Source organism: Inquilinus sp. NPDC058860 (assembly GCF_042743185.1).
GTDB lineage: Bacteria > Pseudomonadota > Alphaproteobacteria > DSM-16000 > Inquilinaceae > Inquilinus.
The window spans coordinates 49,947-72,173 of sequence record NZ_JBHYMS010000001.1 but is presented as its reverse complement, the minus strand read 5'-3'; the positions used below and the strand labels follow the sequence as shown (position 1 = coordinate 72,173).

20 protein-coding genes are annotated in these 22,227 nt (G+C 70.0%); 5 read left to right on the top strand and 15 right to left on the bottom strand.

The genetic code is table 11. The features are described from left to right. Positions 1-5 precede the first annotated feature (5 nt). From ACFW16_RS00330 to ACFW16_RS00295, 8 genes are all read right to left on the bottom strand, one after another. Complete coding sequence (locus ACFW16_RS00330; protein ID WP_380300682.1) at positions 6-998, bottom strand: Gfo/Idh/MocA family protein; 993 nt, start codon at positions 996-998, stop codon at positions 6-8. Next, positions 995-1,879: a sugar phosphate isomerase/epimerase family protein gene (locus tag ACFW16_RS00325; protein WP_380300680.1), complete on the bottom strand. Its 885-nt coding sequence runs from the start codon at positions 1,877-1,879 to the stop codon at positions 995-997. Before ACFW16_RS00325 ends, ACFW16_RS00330 begins: the two co-directional genes overlap by 4 nt. Before the next feature lie 29 nt (positions 1,880-1,908). After that, the gene (locus ACFW16_RS00320) at positions 1,909-2,745 is read right to left on the bottom strand and encodes a carbohydrate ABC transporter permease (protein ID WP_380300678.1); all 837 of its coding nucleotides are present in this window, start codon (positions 2,743-2,745) and stop codon (positions 1,909-1,911) included. Beyond that, positions 2,745-3,671 carry a carbohydrate ABC transporter permease gene (locus ACFW16_RS00315; protein WP_380300676.1) on the bottom strand — a complete coding sequence of 309 codons (927 nt, stop codon included), beginning with the start codon at positions 3,669-3,671 and terminating at the stop codon, positions 2,745-2,747. Before ACFW16_RS00315 ends, ACFW16_RS00320 begins: the two co-directional genes overlap by 1 nt. Continuing rightward, positions 3,668-4,882, bottom strand: coding sequence for an ABC transporter substrate-binding protein (locus tag ACFW16_RS00310; protein WP_380300674.1), 1,215 nt, complete (start codon positions 4,880-4,882; stop codon positions 3,668-3,670). Before ACFW16_RS00310 ends, ACFW16_RS00315 begins: the two co-directional genes overlap by 4 nt. A 17-nt stretch (positions 4,883-4,899) precedes the next feature. After that, positions 4,900-5,862 (bottom strand): alpha/beta hydrolase fold domain-containing protein, encoded by a 963-nt coding sequence (locus ACFW16_RS00305; protein ID WP_380300672.1) that lies wholly within the window; start codon positions 5,860-5,862, stop codon positions 4,900-4,902. Further along, the gene (locus tag ACFW16_RS00300; protein ID WP_380300670.1) at positions 5,859-6,542 is read right to left on the bottom strand and encodes a GntR family transcriptional regulator; all 684 of its coding nucleotides are present in this window, start codon (positions 6,540-6,542) and stop codon (positions 5,859-5,861) included. The genes ACFW16_RS00305 and ACFW16_RS00300 overlap by 4 nt, the downstream gene beginning before the upstream one ends. A gap of 153 nt (positions 6,543-6,695) precedes the next feature. Then, positions 6,696-6,992: a hypothetical protein gene (locus ACFW16_RS00295; protein ID WP_380300668.1), complete on the bottom strand. Its 297-nt coding sequence runs from the start codon at positions 6,990-6,992 to the stop codon at positions 6,696-6,698. Positions 6,993-7,503: 511 nt separating this feature from the next. On the opposite strand from ACFW16_RS00295, the gene ACFW16_RS00290 reads away from it, so the two are divergent. The 5 genes from ACFW16_RS00290 (at position 7,504) to ACFW16_RS00270 (ending at position 15,404) form a co-directional block, all read left to right on the top strand. Beyond that, positions 7,504-8,658 carry an efflux RND transporter periplasmic adaptor subunit gene (locus tag ACFW16_RS00290; protein WP_380300666.1) on the top strand — a complete coding sequence of 385 codons (1,155 nt, stop codon included), beginning with the start codon at positions 7,504-7,506 and terminating at the stop codon, positions 8,656-8,658. A gap of 2 nt (positions 8,659-8,660) precedes the next feature. Continuing rightward, a complete protein-coding gene (locus ACFW16_RS00285) occupies positions 8,661-11,795 on the top strand; it encodes a multidrug efflux RND transporter permease subunit (protein ID WP_380300664.1) in 3,135 nt (1,044 codons plus the stop codon). 191 nt (positions 11,796-11,986) lie between these two features. Next, the gene (locus ACFW16_RS00280; protein WP_380300662.1) at positions 11,987-13,558 is read left to right on the top strand and encodes a sensor histidine kinase; all 1,572 of its coding nucleotides are present in this window, start codon (positions 11,987-11,989) and stop codon (positions 13,556-13,558) included. Further along, positions 13,555-14,193: a response regulator transcription factor gene (locus ACFW16_RS00275; protein ID WP_380300660.1), complete on the top strand. Its 639-nt coding sequence runs from the start codon at positions 13,555-13,557 to the stop codon at positions 14,191-14,193. Before ACFW16_RS00280 ends, ACFW16_RS00275 begins: the two co-directional genes overlap by 4 nt. Before the next feature lie 50 nt (positions 14,194-14,243). Next, complete coding sequence (locus ACFW16_RS00270) at positions 14,244-15,404, top strand: epoxide hydrolase family protein (protein WP_380300658.1); 1,161 nt, start codon at positions 14,244-14,246, stop codon at positions 15,402-15,404. Positions 15,405-15,462: 58 nt separating this feature from the next. Here the strand turns inward: ACFW16_RS00270 and ACFW16_RS00265 are convergent, their stop codons facing one another. The 7 genes from ACFW16_RS00265 to ACFW16_RS00235 form a co-directional block, all read right to left on the bottom strand. Then, the gene (locus ACFW16_RS00265; protein WP_380300656.1) at positions 15,463-16,281 is read right to left on the bottom strand and encodes a formate/nitrite transporter family protein; all 819 of its coding nucleotides are present in this window, start codon (positions 16,279-16,281) and stop codon (positions 15,463-15,465) included. 117 nt (positions 16,282-16,398) lie between these two features. Next, complete coding sequence (locus tag ACFW16_RS00260; RefSeq protein ID WP_380300654.1) at positions 16,399-17,622, bottom strand: oxalate decarboxylase family bicupin; 1,224 nt, start codon at positions 17,620-17,622, stop codon at positions 16,399-16,401. A gap of 370 nt (positions 17,623-17,992) precedes the next feature. Continuing rightward, positions 17,993-18,211 carry an acetyl-CoA carboxylase biotin carboxyl carrier protein subunit gene (locus ACFW16_RS00255; RefSeq protein ID WP_380300652.1) on the bottom strand — a complete coding sequence of 73 codons (219 nt, stop codon included), beginning with the start codon at positions 18,209-18,211 and terminating at the stop codon, positions 17,993-17,995. A 14-nt stretch (positions 18,212-18,225) separates the two neighbouring features. After that, entirely contained in the window at positions 18,226-19,200 is a 975-nt protein-coding gene (locus ACFW16_RS00250) for a biotin-dependent carboxyltransferase family protein (RefSeq protein ID WP_380300650.1), read from the bottom strand. Positions 19,201-19,210: 10 nt separating this feature from the next. Next, entirely contained in the window at positions 19,211-20,080 is an 870-nt protein-coding gene (locus ACFW16_RS00245; RefSeq protein WP_380300648.1) for an allophanate hydrolase subunit 1, read from the bottom strand. A 28-nt stretch (positions 20,081-20,108) separates the two neighbouring features. Next, a complete protein-coding gene (locus ACFW16_RS00240) occupies positions 20,109-21,467 on the bottom strand; it encodes an acetyl/propionyl/methylcrotonyl-CoA carboxylase subunit alpha (protein WP_380300647.1) in 1,359 nt (452 codons plus the stop codon). A 10-nt stretch (positions 21,468-21,477) separates the two neighbouring features. Beyond that, on the bottom strand, positions 21,478-22,206 hold the full coding sequence (locus ACFW16_RS00235; RefSeq protein WP_380300645.1) for a LamB/YcsF family protein: 729 nt from the start codon (positions 22,204-22,206) through the stop codon (positions 21,478-21,480). Positions 22,207-22,227 lie beyond the last annotated feature (21 nt).

Genomic DNA, 22,227 nt, shown 5'->3' with positions numbered 1-22,227 from the left:
GGACGCTATCCGCCCACCTGCCGCCGCAGCGTCTCCAGATGCCGCATGGCGGTGACGCCGTCGCGGATGGTCGGCGCGTCGGCCGGCTCGCCGCGGAAGGCCTTCAGCGTCACCTCCAGCAGGGCGTGGTAGCCCTTCACGTCCTCGTTGGCGGCGGCGGTGAAATTCGGCGACCAGGTCAGCGCGTCCTCGGCGCCGGACAGGGTGGCGCCGAGGTCCTGGGTCTTGAAGGCGGGGTCGCGGTAATAGGTCACGTCGATCACGTTGCGCACCTCCAGCCGGCGGTGGTCGCCCATGACCTGGACGAACTCCATCGGCGTGCCGCGCGACTGCACCGTGCCCATGACCACGGTGCCGATGGCACCGCTGTCGAAGCCCAGCGCGATGTGCATCAGCAGGCGGCCGGGTCCGTTCTCGACCTTGCGGGCGGAGATCTCGCGGATCGGGGACGCCGCCAGGAAGGCCGGCAGGTCCATGTAGTGGACGCAGTGATGCAGGAAGAATCCCGAATAGTCGACCGCGCCGCGGAAATAGGTCGGCGCCGTCATGTAGGAGCCGTAGAAGCCCAGCACCGGGCCGAACTCGCCGCCGCGGACGATGGTGCCGGCGATGCGGTTGCCGATCGAAAAGCGCTTCATGAAGCCCAGCACCAGCGGCTTGCCGGCGCGCTCCGACGCCGCCAGCAGCTCCTCGGCCTGGGCGACGTTGCCGCCGGGCGGCTTCTCCATGAACACCGGCAGGCCGCGGGCCAAAGCGGCGAGGCCGATGGCGTGATGCGCCGCGGGGCCGACCGCCATGCCGACCGCGTCCAGCCCGGGATGGGCCAGCAGGTCGCGATGGTCGGCATAGGTCGCGCCAACGCCGAACTGGCGGGCGGCGCGGGCCAGGGCGGCGCCGTCGACATCGCACAGCGCCACCAGCTCGACGTCGTGCCGCGTCAGCTGCGGCAGCAGCATCTGGCTCGCATGGGTGCCGCAGCCGATCCAGCCGATCTTCATCGCCGATGCCCTCCCATCGCCAGCGCGCCACGCAGCAGGGCCAGGCTCTGCGTCAGCTTCTCCGTCTCGTCCTCATGCGGCGGCCGCCATTGCGCAATCGGCACGCCGAAGCGGTCGTCGTCGCGGCGGAACGGCTCGACCGAGATCGGCCCCTGATAGCCGACATCGGCCAGGGCCCGCGCCACCGCCACCCAGTCGGTGGCGCCGGTGCCGACGAAGCCGCGATGGTTCTCGTTGGCCTGGAAATGGACGAAGCGGTCGCCGGCCAGGCGGATGGCCTCGGCGATGTCCGCCTCCTCCATATGCATGTGGAAGGTGTCGAGCATCAGCCGCACCTCCGGCCGGCCGACCCGGTCGATCAGCTCCAGCCCCTGGCGGGTGGTGCACAGGATGTCGGTCTCGAACCGGTTCAGCGGCTCGACCGCCAGCACCACGCCGTGGTCGCGGGCGGCGTCGGCGGCCCGGCGCAGCCCGTCGACGCACCAGTCCTGCCGGCGCAGGCGCAGATCCTCCGGCACCGGCGCCGGCGGCCGGCCGGCGAAGACCAGCGGGTTGCCGTAGAGCGGGCCGCCGATGATGCAGGCGCCGAGCGCCTCGGCACAGTCGGCGGCATATCGCAGATACTCGACCCCGGCCTCTCGCGCGCCGGCATCGTCGCCGGTTAGGTTGCGCTGCAGGTTGACCCGGGCGGCCAGCACGACGGACAGGCCGGCCCCGGCCAGCGCCCGGCGGGTCTCGACGAGGTCCAGCTCGTCCGGCTCCGGCACCAGCAGCTCGATGAAGTCGTAGCCCATGGCGCGGATCCGCTCGAACCAGCCGAAATGCTCGGCGGTGAAGGGGCGCGCGACCTGCATGGAGATCAGGCCGATCGGGTTCGGCATTGTCGGGATCACTTTCGGTCGAGAGATGGTCATCCCTTCACGGCGCCCTGGGTCAGGCCGCCGATCAGGCGTTTCTGGACGAGCAGGAACAGGATGGTGGCAGGCAGGGCGCCGACCACGCCGCCGGCGGTCAGGAGACCCCATTCGATCTGGTACTCGCCGATCAGGGTCTGGATCGCGACGGTCATGGTGCGGACGCTGCGGCCGCCCAGCGTCAGGGCGTAGAGGTATTCGTTCCAGGCGGTGATGAAGATGTAGATGCCGGTCGCCACCAGGCCGGGGCCACACAGCGGCAGGATCACCCGCCACAGCGCGCCGAGGCGGGAGCAGCCATCGGTCATCGCCGCTTCATCGAGGCTCTTCGGGATGGCGTCGATGTAGCTCGTCATCATCCAGATGGCGAAGGGGATGGCCACGGTGGCGTTGGCGACGATCAGCGCGATGTGGGTGTCGAGCAGCCCCAGCCGCCGCATCAGCACGAACAGCGGCAGGATCAGCAGCACGACCGGGAACATGTTGATGACCAGGAACTGGACCATCAGCAGCCGGCGCCCGGCGAAGCGGAAGCGCGAGAAGGCATAGGCCGCGGTGACGCTGAGGGTCAGCCCGACCGCGACCGTGCCCAGCGCCACGATCAGGCTGTGGCCCATGTTCAGGAGGAAGCTGGTGCGGCCGAACAGCCGCTCGTAGCTGGCGCTGGTCCAGGCCGACGGGTCTACGGCGACGCCGCGGCCGACGATGTCGTCCGGCGGCGTCAGCGAGGTCAGCGCCATCCACAGATAAGGGCCCAGCGCGAAGCCCGCGATCAGCAGCATCGGCAGGTGGATCAGGGCGAAGCGCTGCCAGGGGGAGCTGCGGGTGACCATCAGTCCATGGCCCTCGTGGTGCGCCGCAGATAGACCAGGACGAAGCCGGCCAGCAGCAGGGTGAAGATCACCGCCAGCGCCGAGCCGTAGCCGAAGTCGAGATTGGTCCTGGCCTTGATGAAGGCATAGAGCGGCAGGGTGTGGGTGGCGTAGCCCGGGCCGCCGCCGGTCATGACGAAGATCACGTCGATCGAGTTGGCGACCCAGATCAGCCGCAGCAGCGCCGCGGTCGCGATCACCCCGGCGATCGAGGGCAGGGTGATCCGCCAGAACTGCTGCCAGGGCGTGGCCCCGTCGATCGCCGCCGCCTCGTACAGGTCGCGCGGCACCGCCTGGAGGCCGGCCAGGATCATCACCGCGAAGAACGGGAAGCCCTGCCAGGTCAGGGTCAGGATGATGGCATAGAGCGAGGTGCCGGGATCGGCCAGCCAGGGGAAGGCGCCCTGCAGCATGCCCAGGCGCACCAGCACGTCGTTCAGCACCCCGGCGTTGGGGTCGTAGATCCAGCGCCACATCAGGGCGATGACGACGCTGGGCAGGGCCCAGGGGATGATGACCACGGCCCGCGCCAGCGGCCGCCACCAGAAGCGCTGGTTCAGCAGCAGCGCGGTGACGAGGCCGAGCAGCAGCTGGGCCGGGACCGTGATCCCGACCCAGAGCGCGGTGTGCTCCAGCGAGGTCCAGAACACCGGGTCGGCCAGCGCCTTGGCGAAGTTGCCGAGCCCGGCGAAGGGCATCCGGTTCGGCCGGAACAGCACGAATTCGTGCAGGCTCAGCACCAGCGCCTGCACCATCGGCAGGAACACGATCAAGAGCGTGACCAGCACCGCAGGGCTCAGCAGCACATAGGGCAGGATCCGGGTCCGCGCCTTGCCGCGGGCCGGGGCCGCCTGTGCCGACGCCAGGGTCATCGAGGTGGACTTCATGGGGCGTAGAGCTGCTCGATCTCCTGCATCATCTGCTCCGGCGTGATCTCGCCGGTCAGGGCCCGCTGCATCGCCGCCGGCCACACCGTGTTGACGAAATCCGCGGTCTGGGAGACGGCCGGCAGGCTGTGGGCGAAGGGCAGGGACTGCACCGTGGCGTCGACGAAGCGCTTCTCGTGCAGCGTCCACTTCGCCGCGCCGCTCTTGGTCACCGGCAGCTGGCCGGTCGCCTTGTTGAACTCGACATTGGCGTCGCCGCTGGCCAGGAAGGCGATCCACTTCCAGGCGGCGTCCTTGTCCTCGGCCGAGGACAGCACGGCCAGGGATTCGTCGCCATAGGAGGTCCAGCGGCCGCCGTTGCACTCCGGCACCGGCACGGCGGAAACCTTGTCGCCCAGCGCCTTCACCATGCCGGCGGAGGAGCCGATGTGATGGATCGTCATCGCCGTGCGGCCCTGCTGGAAGGCGGCGATGATCTCCTGGAACCCGTCATTCGGGGCCGAGGGCGGGAACAGCTTCTGGTTGCGGTAGAGGTCGACCAGCCAATTGTTGGCGGCGATCACCTGCTGGCTGGTCAGCCCGCCCTTCTCGAACGTGGCGCCGGCCGACAGCACGAAGGGACCCCAATGGTCGTAGCCGCCCTTGCCGCCGCGGAAGCCGAAGCCCCAGATGTCCGGCTGGCCGTCGCCATTGGTGTCGCGGGTCAGCGCCTTGGCCGCCTTGGCGAAGTCGTCGCAGGTCTTCGGCGGCTGCAGCCCGGCCTCGGCGAACAGGTCGGCGCGGTAGTAGAGGTAGGAGACGACGTACTGCACCGGCAGGTAATACTGCTTCCCGTCCGGTCCGCCGTTGATCTTCAGCAGGTCGTCCTGCAGGTCGGCCTTGCCCTCCCAGCCGGCGATCCGGTCGTCCAGCGGCTCCAGCGCCTCCATCTCCACCAGCCGCGGCTGGGCGAACAGCTTCACCATCGCCGCGTCCGGCGCGTTGCCGCCGGCGATCGCGGTGTAGAGATTGTCGTAGTAGCTGTTCCAGGGGATGTTCTCGGCCTCGACCTTGATCCCCGGATTGGCCGCCTCGAACCTGGCGACCAGATCGGCCACCGGATTGTCCGGATTGTCGAAATGGTACCAGAAGCGGACCGTGCTCTCGGCCTGCGCCGTCCCGGCGGCCAGCGCCAGCAGCGCAGCCAGGGCCGCGCCCTGCATCGTCCTCATGACGTTTCCTCCTCCCTCTATGCGTTTTCGTTGAACCGCCGGGTCCAGGCCCCGGTTTCGGCGAAGGCCGTTCGGGCCTCCGCCAGCGCGCTCGTCATCTGCATGAAGCCGTGGATGACCCCGCGATGGACCCGCACCGGGTCGGCCCGCCCCAGCGCCCGCAGCCGCTCGCCGAGCATCAGCGTGTCGCTGAGCAGCGGATCGAGCCCGGCGGCGTTGAGGTAGAGCGGCGGCAGCGCCCGCAGCGCCGGGTTCGATGCCGTCAGCGGCGAGACCGGCGGCTCTCCCCAGGTGGCGGGGTCGGGCGCGTACCAGTCCCGGTAGCGGATCATCTTCGCGGTGGTCAGGCCGTAACCGCCGGGGCCGAAGCGCCGGTGGGACTCGGTGTCGTGATCGACGGCATAGACGCCGTAGAACAGCAGCCCGAACTCCGGCAGCGTCCGCCCGGCGTCCCGTTCCCGCAGCATCAGCGCCAGCGCCAGGTTGGCGCCGGCGGAATCGCCCGAGACGCCGACCGGACCGGAGAGGCCGTGCCGCGCCAGCATCTCCGGCAGCGCCCGCCAGGCCGCCACGGAATCGTCCAGCCCGGCGGGGTAGGGATGCTCCGGCGCCAGGCGGTAGTCGATGCCGATCACGGCCATGCCCGTCGCCTCGGCCAGGCAGCGCATCGCCCGGTCGTGGGTGTCGAGGCTGCAGAAGGCCCAGCCGCCGCCATGGATGTACAGGATCGCGCCGCGCGCCGATGCCGGCCGGAACAGCCGGGCCGGGCGGAGACCATCGCCGCCGGGCAGCGTCAGCTCGGCCGTCTCCATCGGCGGCAGGTCGCGGTTCCAGCGAGCGTTGCCCGCCTCGGCCTGCGCCCGGCCTTCGGCGGCCGGCAGCGTCATCGGGTCCGGCAGGTGCCCGTCCTCGGCGGCCAGCCGCGCCATGATCGCCGCCATCTCGGGGTTCGGCGCGTCGTTCGGGTCGAAGCCGGTCATGCCTTGGCCCTCTCGGGTGCGGCGCCGAAGATCGACGGGCCGACATCGACGATGGTCTCGATGTGGTGGCCGATGGCGGCGACCGCCGCGGCCTCGTCGCGCGCCGCCAGCGCTTCGACGATGCTCCAATGCCGTTTGGCCGTGGCCGTCAGGTCGCGCCGCTCGCCGCTGCGGGTGATCTTGAAGCGGTGGTTGTGCAGGATGCAGCGGTGCAGCAGCGGCTCCACCGCCGGCAGGCCGGCGGCCCGGAACAGCCGCCGGTGGAAGGCGCGGTCCAGCTCGGTCTGGCCGTATTCGTCGCCGGCCAGCGCCTTCGCCTCCATGCCCTCGATCAGGGCGGTCAGGTCCGGCAGCAAAGTGGGGTCGGGGCGACGCAGGGCGCGGACGATGCCGCGGGTCTCGATGCCGTGGCGCAGCCGGAACATCTCCACGGCCTCGTCCTCGGTGCAGTCGGCGACCCGCGTGCCCTTGTGCGGCAGGCGATGCACCAGCCCTTCCTCCTGCAGCGCCAGCAGCGCCTCGCGCACCGTGCCCTGGCTGCACTGGAAGCGCTGTGCCAGCTCCAGCTCCAGCAGGGCGATGCCGGGCGCGACCTCGCCCAGCATGATCATGCGTTTGAGGCCGTCGAAGACCTCCGCGCTCTTGCCGGGCCGCATGCCGTCCTGGACGAGGGTGAGCATCCGATCTCCATTATCGTTATCGATAATGATATCGATAACGGATCTGGCGGGCAAGCCGCATCGTCCGGGAAGGGGACCCAGGCCGGGCCGGGCGGCCGGCCTGGGTCGCCGAAGCCGGCGGCGATCGCCGCCGGCTCTGCGTCGATGGTCGTCCTACCGACCCCGCCCTCCGCCATGGTCGCCGCCGTGGCCGCCGTCATGGCCGCGGGCTCCACGGTCATGGCCGATATCGGCCCTATGGCTGCCGCGGTCGGCGGCGTTCTCGCCGTGATCGAAGGACGGACCGGAGTCGATCTGGGCGTCGGTCGAATCCGCCTGTGCCGTCTGCGGCAGGAGCGGAGTGTGCTCGGATTGCAGACCGGTGCGGGCGAAGGCGGGCCCGGCGGCGGCGAGTCCGAGCATGAGCAGGGCCGCGAGCCCCGCGGGGCGGGGATGCCTGAGCAGAGACATGATGGTTCCTCTTCAACCTGGTCCGGGAGCGGCCTTCGGGGCGGGTCCCGGCGTTGCGTGGTCTTCGAGAGTGCAGCGGGATGCCGGCCGTCCGGGCCGCGGGCCTTGCCGCGATCGCCGTGGCGTCGAGCGATTCCGCACTGCAACATATGGGCGGGGACGGTGCGGGTGGAGCTCTTCTTACGGGAATTTAATAAAGCGATCATCCAGAACCAATATTGCAAAGAATTCATGAAAACAGATCGCTGCGTCATCCTGTCTCCTGATGAACTTATGCCATTGACTTCCCAGCTCTGGCGAAGTCACCTTTCGCCATTCGCTCAGCACCAAGAGGCAGGTGTCGGCGCCGCGCTGGCGTCGGCGCCGGTCCACGCCCCGTCCCGGCAACCCGCCGGGGCGGAGCGCATCGGGCCAGCCGAGGACCGGGAGGAGACGTCGATCGCGGGCGTCGCGGCCGTCATGGCTGCGGCGCCCGCGCCTCTCTCGATTGCCTGCCGCTGGAGAGATGCAGATGCCCCTTGTCGCCCGCCGGACGGTGCTGCGGATCGGCACCCCGATCGCCCTCGTGTTGGTCTGCGCCGCCGTTCTGGTCGGTCGCGAGCTGCGCGGCAGTGCCGCCTCGGCCGCGCCCGAGGCGCCGCCTCTGGCGGTGCCGGTCGAGGCGGCGGCGGCGCAGCGCCGCGACGTGCCGGTCTATCTCACCGGGCTCGGCACCGTGCAGGCGCTGAACACGGTGACGGTGAAGTCCCGGGTCGACGGCCAGCTGCAGACCGTCTCCTTCCAGGAAGGCCAGCACGTCACCGCCGGCCAGACCCTGGCGCAGATCGATCCGCGGCCGTTCCAGGCGGCGCTGGACCAGGCCAAGGCGACCAAGGCCAAGGACGAGGCGCAGCTGGCCAACGCCCAGCTCGACCTGCAGCGCTTCCAGAACCTGCACCAGTATGCGACGGCGCAGAGCGTCGACACGCAGAAGGCGCTGATCGCGCAGCTGCAGGCCCAGATCGAGGGCGACCAGGCGGCGATCGACAACGCCGCGACGCAGCTCGGCTACACCACCATCACCTCGCCCTTGAACGGCCGAACCGGCATCCGCCTGGTCGACCAGGGCAACATCGTCCACGCCACCGACACCGGCGGCCTCGTGGTGATCACCCAGCTGCACCCGATCACGGCGATCTTCACCCTGCCGGAGGAGGATCTGCCGCAGATCTCGGCGGCGATGGCCAAGGGGCCGCTGACGGTGTTTGCCGACACCCGCGGCGACGACAAGCCGCTGGACCAGGGCACGCTGCAGCTGGTCGACAACCAGATCGACCAGGCCAGCGGCACGATCCGGCTGAAGGCGACCTTCCCGAACAAGGCCAACCAGCTGTGGCCCGGCCAGTTCGTCGATGTCCGGCTGCTGCTGCGCACCGAGCAGAACGTGGTCACCGTGCCCTCCGCCGCGATCCAGCGCGGGCCCGACGGCCTCTACGTCTATGCGGTGAAGCCGGACGCCACGGTCGAGCTGCGGCCGGTGGGCATCGGCCAGATCACCGACGGCGCGGCCGTGGTCGAGACCGGCCTCGACGCCGGCGCCAGCGTCGTCACCGCCGGCCAGTACCGGCTGCAGCCGGGCACGAGGGTGCAGACCCGCCAGGCCGCCGCCAGCCAGCCGAGCGCCTGACCATGAGCATCTCGGCCCCCTTCATCCGCAAGCCGATCGCCACCTCGCTGATCATGGCCGGGGTGCTGCTGGTCGGCCTCGTCGCCTATCCGCTGCTGCCGGTGGCGCCGCTGCCGCAGGTCGACTTCCCGACCATCCAGGTCTCGGCCCAGCTGCCCGGCGCCGACCCGACCACCATGGCCTCGTCGGTGACGGCGCCCCTGGAGCGGCAATTCGCCGAGATCCCCGGCGTGTCGCAGATGACCTCCAGCAGCACGCTCGGCAACAGTTCGATCACGCTGCAGTTCGACCTCGACCGCAACATCGACGCCGCGGCCGGCGACGTGCAGACCGCGATCAACGCCGCCGGCGGCCAGCTGCCGAAGAACCTTCCCTCGCCGCCGACCTACCGCAAGGTCAACCCGGCCGACGCGCCGATCCTGGTGTTCGCGGTGCATTCCGACACGCTGCCGCTGACCACGGTCGACGACTATGCCGAGAACGTGCTGAGCCAGAACATCAGCCAGGTGCCGGGCGTCGCCCAGGTCAGCATCGGCGGCCAGCAGAAGCCGGCGGTGCGGGTGCAGGTCGACCCGCAGAAGCTGGCGGCGCTGGGCATCGGGCTGGAGGATGTGCGCGGCGTCATCGCCGACGCCACCACCGACAGCCCCAAGGGCAGCATCGACGGCGCGACCCGGACCTTCACCATCTACGACAACGACCAGGAGCTGAAGGCCGACCCCTGGAACGACATCATCATCGCCTACAAGAACGGCGCGCCGGTGCGCATCCGCGACATCGGCCAGGCGGTGGAGGGGCCGGAGAACACCAAGCTCGCGGCCTGGGCCGGCGGCCAGCGCGCGGTGCTGCTGATCGTGTTCAAGCAGCCGGGCGCCAACGTCATCGAGGTGGTCGACCACGTCAAGTCGCTGCTGCCGCAGCTGCAGGCGGCGATGCCGCCGGCGGTCAAGGTCGACATCCTCAGCGACCGCACCACCACCATCCGCGCCTCGGTCGCCGACGTGCAGTTCACCCTGGCTCTGACCATCGCCCTGGTGGTGATGGTGATCTTCGTGTTCCTGCGCAGCTTCTGGGCCACGGCGATCCCCAGCGTGACCGTGCCGCTGGCGCTGGTCGGCACCCTGGCGCTGATGTACGTCTTCGGCTACAGCCTCGACAACCTCTCGCTGATGGGCCTCAGCATCGCCGTCGGCTTCGTCGTCGACGACGCCATCGTCATGCTGGAGAACATCCACCGCCATATCGAGGCAGGGTTGTCGCCGGTGCAGGCGGCGCTGAAGGGCGCGGGCGAGATCGGCTTCACCATCTTCTCGATCAGCCTGTCGCTGGTCGCCGTGTTCATTCCGCTGCTGCTGATGGGCGGCATCGTCGGCCGGGTGTTCCGCGAATTCGCCGTCACCGTGACCATGACCATCCTGGTCTCGGCGATCGTGTCCCTGACCCTGACCCCGGTGATGTGCTCGAAGTTCATGAAGCACGACACCGGCCGGCACGGTCGCCTGTACCGGCTGTCGGAGCGCGGCTTCGACCTGATGCTGACGGGCTACCGCCGGTCGCTCGACACGGCACTCCGGCACAGCCGCATCACGCTGATGGTGTTCCTGGCGACCATCGCCGCCACCGGCTATCTCTTCGTCGTCATCCCCAAGGGCTTCTTCCCGCAGCAGGACACCGGCCTGATCCTCGGCACCTCGGAGGCGGCGCAGGACATCTCCTTCGCCGAGATGAGCCGCAAGCAGGTCGAGCTCGGCAAGATCGTCGCCGCCGACCCGGATGTCGCCACCGTCGGCATGGCGCTCGGCTCCAGCGGCGGCCAGACGCTGAACAACGGCCGCCTGTTCATCACCCTGAAGCCACGCGACGAGCGCCAGGCCTCGGCCAGCCAGGTCATCGACCGGCTGCGGCCGCTTCTGGCCCAGGTCGAGGGCGCGGCCCTGTTCCTGCAGCCGGCCCAGGACATCAACATCGGCGGCCGGCCGACCCGGACCCTGTACCAGTACACGCTGCAGGACGCGAATATCGACGAGTTGAACCAGTGGGCGCCCAGGGTCTACGCCAAGCTGAAGGCCCTGCCGCAGCTGCGCGACGTCGCCACCGACGAGCAGACCGGCGGCACCACCCTGACGCTCGACATCGACCGCGACGCCGCCGCCCGCTACGGCATCCAGCCGCAGCTGATCGACGACACCCTCTACGACGCCTTCGGCCAGCGCCAGGCGGCGCAGTACTTCACCCAGGTCAACAGCTACCACGTGGTGATGGAGGTGCTGCCCCAGCTGCAGGACAAGCCTTCGGCGATCGACCGGATCTACATCAAGTCGCCGCTGACCGGCGAGCAGGTGCCGATCAGCGCCCTGGCGCATTGGACCACCCGGCCGACGGCTTTCCTGTCGATCAACCACCAGGGCCAGTTCCCGGCGGTGACGCTCAGCTTCAACCTGGCCCCGGGCGTGGCGCTGGGCGACGCGGTGACGGCGATCCAGCAGGCCGAGCAGGAGATAGGCGTGCCGGCCTCTCTGACCGGCACCTTCCAGGGCAACGCCCAGGCCTTCCAGTCCTCGCTGGCCAGCGAGCCCTATCTGGTCGCCGCGGCGCTGATCGTGATCTACATCATCCTCGGCGTGCTGTATGAGAGCTACATCCACCCGCTGACGATCCTGTCGACCCTGCCCTCGGCCGGCGCCGGCGCCCTGGTCATGCTGATGCTGTTCGGCTTCGACTTCAGCGTCATCGCGCTGATCGGCGTGATCCTGCTGATCGGCATCGTCAAGAAGAACGGCATCATGATGGTCGACTTCGCCATCCAGGCGGAGCGCGACCAGGGGCTCACCCCGTTCGACGCGATCCGCCAGGCCTGCCTGATGCGCTTCCGCCCGATCATGATGACGACGATGGCGGCGCTTTTGGGCGGCCTGCCGCTGATGCTGGGCTCCGGCACCGGGTCGGAGCTGCGGCAGCCGCTGGGCTACGCCATGGTCGGCGGCCTGATCCTGAGCCAGGCGCTGACCCTGTACACGACGCCGGTCGTCTACCTGTATCTCGACAAGCTGCGGGTCCGGCTCGCCGGCCGCCGCCGGCAGGACAGTGCGATGCCGCCGCACCTGGCTGCCGAAGGCGCACCCTCGGCGGGCGAGTGACGCCGGCGCCGCATGCGACCCCTGCGCATCGCGCACGCCAGGGGCCGGGACCGGGGTGTTGCCGCCGGGCGCGTGGATGATCATGTCTCCGCCAGCACAGCGAACCGGGCCGGCCGGACCGGCACCCGGCCGAGGAGACATGGCGCCATGATGCCGATCGCTTCCGCCCCCGTCCGCCGGTGGCGGCGCCGGTGACTGCCATTCCGGCCGAAGGGACCGGGGGCCGCGCGGCCTTCGCGCCGCGGGCCCGGCCCGGGCATGGCCGGCTGCTGCCGCTGCTGACCGCGGCGCTGGCCCTCGCCATCTTCCTGTTCGACACCTTCAGCCCGATGAAGATCGCGGTGGCGGTGCTCTACGCCATCGTTATCCTGATGTCGGTGGGCTTCCTCGACCGCCGGGGCATCCTGCTGGTGGCGCTCGCCTGCGGCGGGCTGACGGTCGTGGGATTCCTGGTCGGGCTGCGCCAGACCGGCTTCGAGGCCCATCTGCTGCGCGGCATCGTCAGCCTGTCCTCGATCGCCATCGCCACGGCGCTGGCCCGGCGCAGCCAGGCGGCGACGGCGGTGCTGCGCGACAGCGAGCGGCGCTGGCGTGGCATCTTCCAGTCGGTCGGCGTGGCGATCTGGGAGGAGGATTTCACCCGAATCCACGGCCTGTTCGAGGATCTCTCGCGGCAGAGCGTCCCCGACCTGCGCCGCCGGCTGGAGGACGACCACCGCCTGGTCGAGCGCTGCATCGCCCTGATGCGGACGGTCGGTGCCAACGACGCCGCGGTACGGCTGGTCGGCGCCGCGGACGCGGCCGAGGCGATCGCCATGCGTCAGCACATCTTCCTGCCCGAGACCGTCCGGACCTGGCGCGACCTGCTGATCGCCCTGGCGGAAGGCCGGCCGTCCTTCACCGGCGAGACCGTGCTGCGGACGATCGGCGGCGAGCGCCGCTCGGTCCTCGTCACCGCGACCTTTCCGGTCGACGGCGTGCGGTCCACCGGCCTGCTGAGTGTCGTCGACATCACCGAGCGCAGCCGGGCCGAACGGGCGCTGGCCGAGGCCCGGGCCGAGCTGGCGCATGTCTCGCGCATCGCCACCCTGGGCGAGCTGACGACGTCGATCGCGCATGAGGTGAAGCAGCCGCTGGCCGCGATCATGACCGACGCCCAGGCCTGCCTGCGCTGGCTCGACCGGCCGGTGCCGGCGCTCGACGAGGCCCGGGCCTGCGCCGGCCGGATCACCGGCCAGGCCAGCCGCGCCGATCACGTCGTGCAGCGGCTGCGCGACCTGACCCGGAAGGCGGCGCCCGAGCGGGTCGCCGCGGACCTCGATACCGTGGTCGACGAGGTGGTCGAGCTGATGCGGCGGGAGATCGCCGACCATGGCGTGGCGCTGCACCTCAGGCCCGGGCCCGGGGTGCCGCCCGTGCTGGCCGACCGGATCCAGCTGCAGCAGGTGCTGATCAATCTCGTGGTCAACGCCGTCCAGGCGATGGAGACTGCCCCCCGCCGCGAGCTCGCGATCGAGACCGGCGTCGGCCCGGCGGGCGAGGGACTGATCCTGGTCGCCGACAGCGGCATCGGGCTGGAGCCGGAGGAGATGGCGCGCCTGTTCACCCCGTTCCGCACCACCAAGCCCGGCGGCATGGGTCTCGGCCTGTCGATCTGCCGCTCGATCGTCGAAGCCCATGGCGGGCGGATCTGGGCCTCGCGCAACGCCGATGCCGGGCTGACCTTCCATGTCGCCCTGCCGGCGGCCGGGAGGGCGGCATGACCGGCATGGCGGCCGAGGCGCCGCTGGTGCTGGTGGTGGACGACGAGGCCGCGGTCCGCACCGCGCTGGACAGCCTGCTGCGCTCGGTCGGCTTCCGCGTCGCCTGCTTCGCGTCGCCGGAGGAATTCCTGGACAGCGGCCTGGCGCCGTCGGCCGGGTGCCTGGTGCTGGACGTCCGGCTGCAGATGGCCAGCGGCCTGGACGTCCAGGCCCAGCTGGCCCGGGCCGGCTGCCGGATTCCGGTCGTGTTCATGACCGGCCACGGCGACATCCCGATGAGCGTGCGGGCGATGAAGGCCGGGGCGGTCGACTTTCTGGCCAAGCCGTTCCGGGACCAGGACATGCTCGACGCCGTCGCCGCGGCGATCGAGCGCGACCGCGACCGGCGGGCGGCGGCGCGGCGCATGGCGGAGGTCGTGGGGCGGTACGAGACCCTGACCCCGCGCGAGCGGCAGATCATGGCCCTGGTCGCGGCCGGGCTGATGAACAAGGAGATCGCGGCGCAGCTCGGGGTCGCCGAGATCACGATCAAGATCCATCGCGGCCAGGTGATGCGGAAGATGGCGGCACGGTCCGTCGCCGACCTCGTCCGCATCGCCGACGCGCTGGAGGCACAGCGCGCCGCTCCTCCATAGCCTGGAAGCCTGGGCGCTCCGTTCAACGCATCCGACCAAGGAAGCCACAGTTGGAAATACGCCCCTTCCAGATCCACGTCGCCGAGGAGCGGCTTGCGGATCTGCAGCGCCGTCTCCGCGCGACCCGGCTGCCGGCCAGCCTCGCGCGCGACGCGTGGGACGACGGCGCGAGCCTGTCGTTCATCGAGCGGCTGGCGGACCACTGGCAAGATCGATTCGACTGGCGCTCGCAAGAGGCCCGGCTCAACCGGCTGCCGCAGTACAAGGCCGCAATCGACGGGCTGGACATCCATTTCGTGCATCAGCCGGGCACGGGCCCGGCGCCGTTGCCTCTCGTGCTCACGCACGGCTGGCCGGGCTCCTTCATCGAGATGGAGCATATCATTCCAATGCTGGCGGATCCGGCGGCCCATGGCGGCGATCCGGCGGACGCCTTCCATGTCGTCGTGCCCTCTCTGCCGGGATTCGGCTTTTCGCAGGCTCCGGCGCGTCCGGGTACGAGCTCCAGGCAGATCGCCGAATTGTGGCTGGGCTTGATGCGTGGCCTTGGCTATGAGCGCTTCGGGATGCAGGGCGGCGATATCGGCGCCGGGGTTTCGACATGGCTGGCGCGGATGTTCCCCGGCAACGTCGTGGGCGTCCACCTCAACTTCATTCCCGGAAGCTACCGGCCCCCGACCGGTGCGGGTTTCCCTGCCGTCACGGCGGAGGAACAGGCCTTCCTGGACAGGGCGGCATCCTGGGCCGGATCCGAGGGCGCCTATGCTCTGATGCAGGGCACGAAGCCGCTGACGCTCGCCTACGCCCTCACGGATTCGCCGGTCGGGCTGGCGGCGTGGATCGCCGAGAAGTTTCGCGCGTGGAGCGATTGCGACGGGGAGGTCGAACGCGTCTTCACGATGGACGCGCTTCTCACCGATATCTCCCTCTACTGGTTCAGCGACGCCATCGCCGCCTCCCTGCGGCTCTACAAGGAGAACCGCCTTCGTCCCCTGACCTTCGAAGGCGGCGAGCGCATCGCTCCGCCGCTCGGGGTCGCTCTGTTCCCGCGCGAGCTGCCGATGCCGCCCCGCTCATGGGTCGAGCGCGTCTTCGAGGTCGGCCGATGGACGATCATGCCCAAGGGCGGCCATTTCGCCGCCATGGAGCAGCCGGCGCTGCTGGCCGACGATATCCGCGCCTTCTTCCGCCCTCTGCGGTCTCCATCCTGATATCGCTTGGAGGGCTGTCGCGCAGACATGGTTTTCCTCTTCGCCCCTCGCAGCGAGGTCAGGCGCGGGGCAGGGCGCCGGACGGCTGGACGGCCGGGGCCGCGGCCTTCCGCTCGGCGCCGCGCTCCTGCAGCCAGTAGCCCAGCCCGACCATGAGCCCGCCTCCGGCGAGGTTGCCCAGCGTCACCCAGACCAGGTTGTGCAGGGCGCCGCCGAGCGTGACCGTCTCCGGATGTTCGCCCAGGAGGGCCAGCGCGAAGACGAACATGTTGGCGACCGAATGCTCGAAGCCGCAGGCGACGAAGATCGCGATCGGCCAGAAGATCAGCGCGATCTTGGCGGCGTCGTTCTCGGTGCGGCCGCACATCCAGATCGCCAGGCAGACCAGCCAGTTGCACAAGAGGCCGCGGGCGAACAGCTCGTATCCGGGCGCCGCGATCTTGGCGGCGACGACGGCGAAGAACTCGCTGCTGCCGTCGGTCAGCAGCACGCCGCCGCCGGCCATGTGCAGCAGCGCCGCCAGCACCACCGCGCCGGCCAGGTTGCCGACCCAGCAGGCGATCCAGACCCGCACCATGTCGCCCAGGCCGCTGTCGCCGCGCAGCACGGCGAAGGGCATGGTCATGGCGGTTCCCGTGAACAGCTCCGACCCCGCAAAGACCACGATGGTCAGGGCCGAGGCGAAGACCGCGCCCATCACCAGATGCGACCAGGACGGGTCGGCATGGGCGCCGACGGTGAACATGAAGATGTCGCCGAAGCCGATATAGGCGCCGGCCAGGGCCGAGCCGATCAGGAAGCTCAGCAGATGGGCCCTGACCATCCCGGCCTTGTGCGCGCCGGACTCAGCGTATTTGGCAATCGTGTCGCGGTACATTGCCGATCATCTCCTCTGCGGCGCCGGGGGCCCGGCCGCCGGGGCGGCAGTCTGGGCCCGTCCTCCGCCAAGCCCCTGTCACCGGTGGCGCAGGGGCCTGGCGGCGGGGCCGCCGGCTCAGCCGGCGACGACCGGGGTCTTGTCCTTGCGCAGCGCGTCCATCACCGCCTTGTCGAGGTTGAGATGGCCCTGCACCAGCTCCGGCGGGGTCAGCGCCAGCCACTGGTTCAGCGAGACGTCGGCGTAGTAGCTGCTCTTGAACATCTCGAGGAAGCGCAGCGTCGTGGTGCCGGTGTTCTCGATGTAGTGGCCCATGGCGAAGGGCACGTAACCGACATCGCCGGCCGTGAAGTCGATGGTGCGGGCGGAACCGACGGCGCCGAACACACCCATGCGGGCCTGGCCCTCGATGTAGTACTGCCACTCGTCGGCATTGGGGTGCCAGTGCAGCTCGCGCATGCCGCCGGGCTCGATCTCCACCAGCGCCGCGGCGATGGTCTTCGACACGTTGAAGTTCGAGGAGTCGGTGATGCGGACGGTGCCGCCCTTGGTCTTGATCGGGTCCTGCGCCAGCATCCGGTGGCTGAAGGTCTGCGGCACCGGCTTGGCCCCGGCGATCTTGTCGCCGGCCAGCGGGCCCGGGACCGGCAGGTTGAAGATGTAGCGCTCGCGCGGGTCCGGCGTGTGGCCGAAATATTTCGGATCGATACCGAAATTCTTGCCCAGCACGTCGGTCGGCACATGCTTGAACCAATCGCTCAGCAGGAAGGTGCCATCCTCGTCGAATTCACCGTCGTCGAAGACGAGCAGGAATTCGCAGCCGTCCTTGCCCAGGCCCTGGATCGAATGCGGGATGCCCGAGGGGAAGTACCAGAGGTCGCCGACGCCGACATCGTCGACGAAGTTGTTGCCCATGGCGTCGACGGCGGAGATCCGCGCCTCGCCATAGAGCATGTAGGCCCATTCCGCCTGCTTGTGCCAATGCAGCTCACGTGTGCCGCCGGCGTTCAGGCGCATGTTCACGCCCGCGATGGTCTTGGAGACGCTGAGCTCGCGGATCGTGACCTGACGGGTCCAGCCGCCCTCCTCCTGGCGCACATGCGCGTCGGAGAACGAATAGCGCAGGTTCTGGAACGTGCCGCTGTCGGTCCGCGGCGGGTTCAGGAAGCTCGGATTCTCCTGGTCGCGCAGCAGGTCGCGCGGACCGGGATCGGTGCCGCCGCGGCCCGGGGTCATCGGCTGCGGCACGGTGGCGCCCTGGGCGTTCGCGCCGGTGGCGGCGACGGCGAGGCCGCCCGCGGCCATGGTGCCGAGGGCGGCGCGGCGGGTGAACAGGGTCATGTGTTCCTCCAGTCCTTCGTGGTCCCGGCTTTTCAGGAGCCGGACCGCACGCCGCGGGGCAGGGGCCGACGCGGCGGCGTCATCTGATCCACGCGTCGATCGTCTTCCCGGGAGGCTGCGAGGTGGAGGTCGGGACGGTCGTCGGGGCCTCGCCCGCACCTTCGGCCAAGGCCGATTGGCACGCTGGCTCGGCGGCCGGGAGGCGGGGCCGGAGGTTTCGGTTGCAACCCGAGAGGGCGCCGCCCCGGCCATCGCGGCCCCGGCCGTCGATGCCCCGGAAGCAAACGCCCTTTGCGCGGACCGCACCATCATCTTGACGTTTAAGGCCGCAACCGCGGGGACTAGGGGATTATACCCGCGTATAGGGCGGTCAGCCGATCACCACCACGGTCTGGTCGGCATCCAGCCCCTCGGCCCCTTCGGCGACCTCAACAGCGGTGACGGTGCCGGCCACCGGCGCCTCGTGCGGCACCTCCATCTTCATCACCTCCATGATGAACAGCGTGTCGCCGGCCGCCACCGCGTCGCCGGGCTTGACCAGCACCTTCCACATGTTGCCCGCGGTCTGGGTCTTCACTTCGGTCGCCATGGTCTTCCCTGTCGTCAGATGGTTTCGATGGAGGCTTCGCCGCACAGCTCGCGCAGCCGGCGGGCCATGGCCTGGGCCTCGTCGACCGAGACCGCCTTGAAGTTGTAGATCTCGCCGGGCCGCGACTGGCCCAGCTTCCAGAATGCGGCCTGCGGCACGGTGTAGGGGTTGATGAAGCCGCCCATCGACGGGCCGTCATTGACCAGGATGATCGGCGTCTGCCCGGCCAGGTTGATGGCGCCCAGCGGGTAGCCCTGGTCGATGATGTTGGACGGCAGCGACCCGTGCTCCGGCGCCTTGTCCGTCGCCTTGTCGGTGAAGCTCCATTGCGGCCCGTCCAGGCGGAAGCCGGTGCGGTCGGACTTGGCCGACAGCTTCCAGTCGGCGGACAGGAAGCGCTCATGCCCTGCGGCGTCGATCCAGTCGTCGTTCGGCCCGGCCACCACCTCGACGGTCCAGCGCTTCTCCCTGGCGAAGTCCGGCCGCGCCTCCGCCTTCACCCGGCGCCCGGGCTTTCCCGCGGCCTTGGCCGCCGGCACCGACTGGCCCTCCTTGATCGCCCGGCCGCCCATGCCGCCGACGCCCGCCTTGTGGAAGGTGGCGCGGGCGCCCAGCCAGGGCTCGGTCTCGATGCCGCCGGCCAAGGCGATGTAGGTGCGCGCGCCGGTGCGGGCGAAGGCCATGGCCAGCGTCTGGCCGGCCTTGACCGCCACCGACTGCCACATCGGCAAGGGCTCGCCGTCCAGCGCCGCCTGCATGTCGGCGCCGGTCACGGCGATCACGCCGTCCCTCTGGAACCTCAGCGTCGGGCCCAGGAACTGGCATTCGAGGCCGGCCGCGCCGGGCGCGTTGCCGACCAGCACATTGGCCAGGCGGAAGGACCAGGAATCCATCGGGCCGGAGGGCGGGAAGCCCTGGTTCCAGAAGCCGATCCGGCCCGGCCAGTCCTGCACCGAGGTCTCGAGCCCCGGCTTGATCACGTCGAGCATGCGGGCCTCCTCAGAATCGGCGGGCGAGGTCGAGCGACCCGACCCAGCGCTTGTACTGGCGGACGGAGAACTTCTGGTACTCGACCACATTGTAGACGTAGCTGCCGTCGGCGACGCGCCGCTCCGCCTCCTCGAACTCCTCGACCGTGCAGGGCACGAACTTCACCCGGTCGCCGGGGCGGAACAGGCAGATCGACTCCGCGAACACGTCGAAGCGCTGTTCCGGGTCCCAGATCGGCACCGGGATGCGGCCGAAGATCTGGTAGCCGCCGGGCAGGCGCTCCGGGTAGATCGCGGTCGAGGCGCCGCCCATCCCGACCGTGCCCTTCGGCGTCCAGGTCCGTGGCGGGTTGTATTTTGGCGCGGTCAGCTTGCAGCGCGGGTCCAGCGCCATCATGAAGGGCAGGCCGGGCCAGAAGCCCAGCGACGCCACCCAGTATTCGGTGCCGGAATGGACGCGGACAAACTGGGCCACGTCCGACAGGCCGTTCAGCTCGGCCACGAATTCCGGGTCGGGCTGCTTCGGCACGATCTTGGCGATGTAGTCCTGCACGCAATCCCGCGTCCAGGGGTCGAGATAGACCGTCGGGAAGTAGAAGATCCGGCTCTCCAGCTCGATGTCGTCGGACGGGCCCAGGGCTGCGATCAGCCGCTCCAGCTCGCGCGACAGGTCGGCGTAGGAGATCTCGTCCGGCTCGTAATGGATCAGCATCGAGGCGAAGCAGGGCGCGGTCTCGATCACGCCCCTGGTCTTCTGCTCGGCGATGGCGGTGGCCAGGCCCTGGGCCATGAAGTTCAGCTCGAGATTCATCTCGTTGCCGAACTCGATCAGCATGTACCGGTCGCCCCCGGGCCGGAATGCCGGCGTCTCGTAGATCATCCCTGTCTCCCTGCCTGCCCTGTCCTGGTCAGCCGATCAGCGCGGCCTTGTGGGTGTCGACGAAGCTCGTGGTGGTGCGGCCTTCGCGGAAGGCGGGGTGGCCGACCGTGCGCGCCAGGAACGGCGCATTGGCCACCAGCCCCTCCACCTCGACCCGCTCCAGCGCCGCCAGCATCCGGTCGATGGCGGCGGCGCGGTCCGGGCCGTGGGCGATGATCTTGGCGATCATCGGGTCGTAGAACGGCGTCACCGCATCGCCCTGGCGCACGCCGGTGTCGACGCGGATGCCCGCCATCCCCTCTGGCAAAACGAGGCGCGCCAGCGTGCCGGGCTGCGGCAGGAACATCTTGGCCGGATTCTCGGCATAGAGCCGGCATTCGATGGCGTGGCCCTGCTGGCGGATGTCCTCCTGCCGCAGGGAAAGCTCCTCGCCGGCGGCCAGGCGCAGCTGCAGCGCCACCAGGTCGAGGCCGGTCACCGCCTCGGTCACCGGATGCTCGACCTGGATTCGGGTGTTCATCTCCAGGAAGAAGAAATCCTCGCTGTCGGCGTCGACCACGAACTCCATGGTGCCGGCGCCGCGATAGCGCACAGCCTCGGCCAGGGCCGTCGCCGCCGCCGTCATCCGGGCGCGGGTGGCGGCGGAGATGCCGGGGGAGGGGCTCTCCTCCACGATCTTCTGGAACCGGCGCTGCACCGAGCATTCGCGCTCGAACAGATGCATCGCCCGTCCGTCGCCGAAGCCGAAGACCTGGACCTCGACATGCCGGGCGTTGCGGACATAGCGCTCCAGGAACAATGCGCCGTCGCCGAAGCTGCGCGCCGCCATGCCCTGGGTCGAGTCCGCCACCTTGCGCAGGTCGGCGGGAGCGTCGACCACGCGCATGCCGATGCCGCCGCCCCCGGCCGAAGCCTTGACCAGCAGCGGGTAGCCGACCGCGTCGCCGGCCGCCTCGATGCCCTCCAGCTCGCCCTCGGCGAAGCGCCGGCTGCCGGGCAGCACCGGCACCCCGGCGGCCTCGGCCAGCGTGCGGGCGCGGGCCTTGTCGCCCATCGCCTCGATCGAGTCCGGCGTCGGCCCGACCCAGGTGAGGCCGGCCTCAGCCACGGCCCGGGCGAAGCCCTCATTCTCGGCCAGGAAGCCGTAGCCGGGATGGACCGCATCGGCCCCGCCCGTCCGGGCCGCGTCGAGGATCGCGCCGATCTTCAGGTAGCTCTCGGCCGGCTTGGACGGGCCGATATGCACCGCCCGGTCCGCCAGCGCGACATGCAGCGCGCGGGCATCGGCGTCGGAATGCACCGCGACGGTGGCCAGGCCCATGGCCTTGGCGCTGCGGATGATGCGGCAGGCGATCTCGCCGCGATTGGCGATCAGGAGCGTCTTCACCAGCCGGTCCTTATGCCGCGCGCAGAAAAGGGCCGATGGCGTCGCGCACGGCGCGCGCCACCTCGACCGCGTTCGGCGTGTCGGAATGGATGCAGACCGAATCCGGCGTCACCGCGATGTCCTTGCCGCCCTGGGACGCCACCTTGCCCTCGGTCAGGGCCCGCAGCGACCGCTCTGCCGCCCGCTTCGGGTCGATGCTGCCGCGCGACCGCACGATGATCAGGTGGCCGTCGTCGCCATAGTCGAGATCGGCATAGAACTCCGACACCATGCGGTGGCCGCGGCTCTGATACACCGTCTCGTGCAGCGTCCCGGCCATGCCCAGGATCGGCACCCGGAACACGTCGGCGGCGTCGCAGATGGCGTGCGCGATCGGCTCCTGCTGCGCCGCCATGCCGTACAGCGCGCCATGCGGCTTGATGTGGTTCAGGCGCATGCCCTCGGCGTCCAGGAACCCCTTCAGCGCGCCGATCTGGTAGATGATGCAGTTGGCCAGCTCGTCGCGGCCGATCTTCATCTCGCGCCGGCCGAAGCCCTGCAGGTCCGGCAGCGACGGGTGGGCGCCGACCCGCACCCCGTGCCTGCTGGCCAGCTGCACCGTGCGGCGCATGTGGTTGAAGTCCGAGGCATGGAAGCCGCAGGCGACGTTGGCGACCGAGATCAGCGGCATCAGCGCGTCGTCGTCAGCGATCCGGTACAGGCCGAAGCCCTCGCCCATGTCGCAGTTGATCTCGGTCATGCGTCGGAGCCTTTCAAACCA